Source organism: Mycobacterium sp. ML4 (assembly GCF_054515735.1).
In genome coordinates, this window is sequence record NZ_JBTNSY010000057.1 from 1 (window position 1) to 5,139 (window position 5,139).

Annotated in this window: 6 protein-coding genes; 1 reads left to right on the forward strand and 5 read right to left on the reverse strand. The window is 63.6% G+C overall.

Going from position 1 to position 5,139, the window contains the following annotated elements; translation table 11 throughout:
• Positions 1-516: 516 nt before the first annotated feature.
• The 5 genes from ACX9NE_RS28990 to ACX9NE_RS29010 form a co-directional block, all read right to left on the reverse strand.
• The gene (locus tag ACX9NE_RS28990; protein ID WP_459365214.1) at positions 517-1,089 is read right to left on the reverse strand and encodes a carboxymuconolactone decarboxylase family protein; all 573 of its coding nucleotides are present in this window, start codon (positions 1,087-1,089) and stop codon (positions 517-519) included.
• A gap of 223 nt (positions 1,090-1,312) precedes the next feature.
• On the reverse strand, positions 1,313-1,966 hold the full coding sequence (locus ACX9NE_RS28995) for an alpha/beta fold hydrolase (RefSeq protein WP_459365215.1): 654 nt from the start codon (positions 1,964-1,966) through the stop codon (positions 1,313-1,315).
• Positions 1,967-2,082: 116 nt separating this feature from the next.
• Positions 2,083-3,087: an SMP-30/gluconolactonase/LRE family protein gene (locus tag ACX9NE_RS29000; protein ID WP_459365216.1), complete on the reverse strand. Its 1,005-nt coding sequence runs from the start codon at positions 3,085-3,087 to the stop codon at positions 2,083-2,085.
• Between the two features lie 41 nt (positions 3,088-3,128).
• Positions 3,129-3,731, reverse strand: a complete 603-nt coding sequence (locus ACX9NE_RS29005; RefSeq protein ID WP_459365217.1) for a carboxymuconolactone decarboxylase family protein — start codon at positions 3,729-3,731, stop codon at positions 3,129-3,131.
• The gene (locus tag ACX9NE_RS29010) at positions 3,728-4,297 is read right to left on the reverse strand and encodes a carboxymuconolactone decarboxylase family protein (protein WP_459365218.1); all 570 of its coding nucleotides are present in this window, start codon (positions 4,295-4,297) and stop codon (positions 3,728-3,730) included. Before ACX9NE_RS29010 ends, ACX9NE_RS29005 begins: the two co-directional genes overlap by 4 nt.
• A 120-nt stretch (positions 4,298-4,417) precedes the next feature.
• On the opposite strand from ACX9NE_RS29010, the gene ACX9NE_RS29015 reads away from it, so the two are divergent.
• Positions 4,418-5,014 carry a TetR/AcrR family transcriptional regulator gene (locus ACX9NE_RS29015; protein ID WP_459365219.1) on the forward strand — a complete coding sequence of 199 codons (597 nt, stop codon included), beginning with the start codon at positions 4,418-4,420 and terminating at the stop codon, positions 5,012-5,014.
• Positions 5,015-5,139 lie beyond the last annotated feature (125 nt).

The window sequence follows — 5,139 nt, forward strand, 5'->3', positions numbered from 1 at the left end:
CCCATCTCCGCCAGCACAGCGTCGTCGAGTTTTGCGGTCACCTGCGGAACCAGCGGAATCGCGATGATCATCAGCCCCGCCGTAGCTCCTAGGCCGGCGACCGCGAGCGCGATTCGATGCTTTCGCTTATCCATTAGTTTCTAAATCTGCTCTCCTGAAGAACTGGATTGCGGAGATTCGGGTCGCCGATTGGACTCAGTTCGATCCGAGTGCCGGGCTTGTTCGGTCGTGGGTTCTGTCGTGGTGGGCGGTTGGACGGATTCGGGTAGTTGCGTCATGTTGACAAGTATGGCACTAAATACCCATAGGGGGTAGGGGGATAAGGTCCCGAAGGCCGGAGCGCAGGCTAAGTTCAGTTCCACCGACCACCCGGTGACCGCCAGATTGATCGTGAGCCAAGTCAAGACGCCCGCTACCACGACGCCTTGTTCCCCATATCGCGGTATCACCTCGTTCCGCGGAGTTGTCTGCCGCGCGCGGATCGTTAGATGGGTCGTCTCGAAGGAAGAAACTCAATCACCCAAGCGGCGAGGTCCGTGAACCGATCTTGTCAGTGGTTTCCAACGGCACCCTTGTGCCGTTAAGGAACAAGCTCAAGAGGCTGAACCAGCCGATCGTCGCGATGTACTTGCGTGTGACTGTGACCCCGAACGCATCGAGTAGAGATTGGAGGACATCATCGGTGAGGGTGCCCGAAACAAGGAGTTCATCTGTGGCGGCGATCAAGAGCTTGTAACCTGCGCAAAGGCCGTCATCCGTGAGTTCCCCAGCGACCGCGCCAATCTCGGCATCGGTGAGTCCGGCGTTTTTGGCCATCTGCTCGTTAGCCTGCCACTCATAGGGACAGTTCAGCAGGGATGCAGCACGCAAGATAATGACTTCCCGATGTTGGGCGTCAATATCCGGTTCATTGAAGACGGCCTGCACCATGCCGATAAGGGCAGGGAACATGTCGCCGGTGCCACTCATCATCTTCATGACGTTGAGCGCGGTGTCGGGGTTGTATGCATCGCCGAGCAGCGCCGTTAGCTCGGCGTTATCGGGAAGCGGAACCACCACGGCCGCGCTATAAGGGCTTGGCTTCGCCATTTGGGGCTTACCTCCTGGGCTCGTTAACTGATCTGTACGGTTGCACCGGTGTGTCCAGTGGACAATGTTGTCCGCAGCAAGCCACGGCGTGGCATCGCATGGCATAAGAAGCGGTCAATCTTCGCTGGTTGAGTCATTCTCCCGCCCAGGGGTCTCGCGGGTGCTGTCATGGGTGGGGTTGTTGGCGACGGCTGTTGCGTGGTTGCGCTCATCGTTGAGTGACTTATTCGGCGGTGCGCAGGTAGTCGACGACCGCGACGGTAACCGCGTCGGGCTGTTCGGGAAACAGAGCATGGCTGGCGTCGTCGATGACAGTGGTGGTAACACGGTCGCCGTAACGGCCACGCAGGTCGCCCCATTCGTCGCGCTGGTGAAATGGGTCGCAGGCCGCGATGATCTCAAACACCGGTGCGTTCCCAGCTCCCCAATAGCGCGCGATGTCGGTGCGTTGCACGCAGTCCACTTGCATGGCAAGCGTTTCGGGATACCAGCCGGTCAGCCAGGGCGAGGGGTCGTGGCCGGGAGCGAAGAACGCCAGCCGCAGCGCCGCCATTCGGGTTGCCTCGGGCAGGGTGAGGTCGCCTGCGCGCATTGGTGCTGAATTGATCTGCGGATCAACGGTTTTCCCGGACGCGGCCGCCAGGATCACCGCGGCCACGCTGTCGGGATGGTGTACGGCTGTCGCGCGGGCCACGAAGTTTCCGAACGCATGCCCGAGAATGACCGCAGGCCCGTCGGCCAAGTTGTCGATCACGTTTGCGATGTCGCGGGCCATGTCGGCAAAGGTCACACAGTTCATCGGTCCCGAAGACCCGGCGACGCCGCGCGGCTCGGGGCGCAGCACCCGGTAGCCGGCGGCGACGAGCGCGGCAGCCAACGGGTCGAAGTCAGGTCCGGCATCGCGCCCTTAGGAGGGGATGACGAGGACGGGCGGTCCGTTCCCGTCGACGCGAGTGTCGATCGACGCCTGCCTGGTCGTGACGATGTGCCGAGTCACGCGGTCGCCTCGCTCGTCGGCGCGGCGGCGTAGTCCAATTGGATGCGTAGCACAGCGGCGCGCCGAACGACTCCATCCGGTGGGGCGGTGGTGCCGCCATCAGTCGTGACGTATGCGACCCGGCCGGGCTCGCCGTCTGCTCGGCCCCAGGCCACACTAGACGGCCCGATCAAGGTGTCGTCGAATGGGTCGCCGGCGATGTGACGGACCTCGCTGCCGTGCCGCGGCTCTAACGGCGCTCGCTCGATCGTGTTGGCGCGGTGCCTGGTGATGTAGGCGAACCCGGCCTGTTCGTCGACGCAAAAGTCATCGGCGTTATCGATCGAGGCGACGAATTCCGCCGAGCAGACTGGGTTTTGTGTCGACGGTTCGACTGCCACGCGCATGAACACCTTCTGCGCGGTCGAGGTGTAGTAAAGGTAGCCGGTGTGTGGGCTGTACCGCACGCCGTTGACGCCCGGCTGCGGTTGCGGCGGTAGGTCACTGTCGGGGTCGAAGGCCATCGTGTCGTGGGCGAGCCACACCCGAGCGGTGGCGTGTCGAGCATCCTGGGTGAGATCGACCCGCCAGATCAGGCCGGCGAAGCAGTCGGCGACCGCCAGCACTCCGGGCGCAAGGAGGCAGCTGCCGTTAAGTCCGCGGGCTCGATCGTCGAAGGTGCAGATGATCTCTGGTGTCACCGGTTGTCGGGGTGCCCAGCCGGTGAGATCGACTCGTGCCAAATGCGATTCGCCAGTGGTGTAACCCTCGGTGAGATTGACGACGAAGACCTCTGTTGCAACCTCGACGATCCCGGTGACCGGGTGATCGAAGGTGTGCACGAGGACGGGCTCGACCAGCGTGCCGTGCCGGGGCGGTGGCACCCACCACAGCTCGCGTTGCAGGATGGCGGTGACCAACAACGAGCCATCGGCGCGCACGGCGAGATTCTCCAGGAAGTAACCCTGGGGGAAATAGGCCACCGGGGTAAGGATCACGGTGGGCAGGGGCGGAAGAGACATGGTCGTTCTCCATGAGGATGGCGCCGGGGCGGGCGCGACGGTCAATGCGGGTGCTGGCCGGGGGCCGGGATCGCGAAGGCATTGAGGATGCCGCAGACGGTGCGATAGATCCCGGTCAATGCCGTGATGTCGAAGACTCCAGCGGAGCCGAACCGTTGCACCGCTTGGTCATAGAGCGCTTCGTCGACCTGATGGGCGGTGGACAGTGCCCGCGCCAGGCGGTGGGCCGTCCGTTGGTCCTCGAGGAGCGCCTGAGGTTCGCGGCCGGCGACCAGTTCGGCGGTCACCGGCTCCGACAATCCCGCGCGGCGGGCCGCAGCGGAGTGGGCGTAGAGCTCATACGGGGCATCCCATACCGCGCCGACGGTCAGGATGACGACCTGTCGGGTGCGCTCGTCGAGCGAGGTGCATTGCTGTTCGGCTGCTTGCAGTTTGAGGAAGGCGGCGGCAACCCCGGGGTTGAGCAGGCACGGATTGAACGGCCCCATCAGCCTCCCGTCGGTGGTGCTCACCAAAAATCCGCTGCGCTGGGCCCACGGCACGGCAGTGGCCGCGATGTCGGCGAACAACTCTCGCGCCGGGTCGCCGAGAGCGTTCCGATCGGCCAGGGCCAGGCGACCGCCGAGAACGTCAGCGCCGCTCACTGGTCGAGTCCCTGCGCGTTGGCCGGGACATCGAAGGCGCCCAGCGTCATGCACACCATGGTGAACCAGCCCAGCAGCACCGCGACATCGACGATGCCTGCCTCACCTAACAGATCATGAGCGCGTCGGTAAAGCCCTGTCGGCACCACCCGTTGCCCGGCCAGTGCCGACGCCAGCTCGTAGACCATCTGCTCTCGCGGGTCGTCGAAAGACGTCGGAAGCCCAGCGATGAGCGCTTCGACTTGCCGCGCCTCGAGGTGGCCGTCGCGCTCGGCGATGATCTCGTGTTCGTAGGTGGCGTAAGCGCTGCGCCACCGTGCGGTGATCAGAACGGTGACGATTTCGATCTCGGCCTTGCTCAGCGTGGAGTCGTGCTGAAAATAGGCGCCGGTCGGCACGATCGTTGTGGACAGGGCCGGGTTGGCCAGCCAGATCTTATGCGGGCCGGGCACTAGTCCCCGCAGCTTGCGGGTGAACTCATAGGCCTGCTTCATGGCCGGTGGCATCTCGCCGACCGGTGTTTCCACGAATCGGCCGAACGTGCCGAAGTCGGTGTGACTACTCATAAGCCGTGATCTCCTCAGCATCAGAGGGGTATCCGCGAGCGGACGTTCACTTTTTATAGCATCCCGCGCCCCTGAACTGTCAAACGCGAACGCTCATGCTTTTTGTGCTACAGTGGCTTGGTGCCGAAGGTGACGCAGCAATACCGCGCCGAGCGCCGCGCTCAGGTGATGGCGGCTGCACGGCGCTGTTTCGTTCGCGATGGATTCCACGCCGCCTCCATGCAGGACCTCGTCGAAGAGGCCGGCATGTCCTCCGGCGCGGTTTACCGCTACTTCCCCAGTAAAGACGCGGTGATCGAGGCGATCGCCGCCGAGAACCTCGCGCAAGTCGTCACGGTGTTGGAACAGGCCATCGACAGTGGCGCGAGCCCCCCGGCGGCGATCGCGACGGTGCTCGAGTTCGTCACCATACGCCACGCCGAGGACGGCTTCGCGGCGATAGCCCTGCTGGTGTGGTCAGAAGCCCTGCGCAACCCCACGCTGGCCGCGCACCTGGGCGACGCCACTGCGAGCGCCCTCGCAGCGTTGGGCGACCCGAAACCGAGACGTGGAAGGCATGGTTTACTCGACCCGACCGACCTTGCCGATCTCTTGCTGTGTGTGCTGCCGGGGTATCTCATGCGGCTGGCCCTCGGTGGCCCCGAGGCCATCGAGAATGTCCAGGCCGCCGTCGAGAAAGTGTTCTCCATCTCGGCATCGGAGCCCAAGTCGGCGTAATTCCCTAATCGACAACATGTTTGGCGAACACTGTTCGTCCTTTGGCGTCACCATCATGGATAAGCCATCAAATCGGCTATGCCACAAAGTAATCAGTACAGGCTGGGATTTTTGCGGTGTACTAG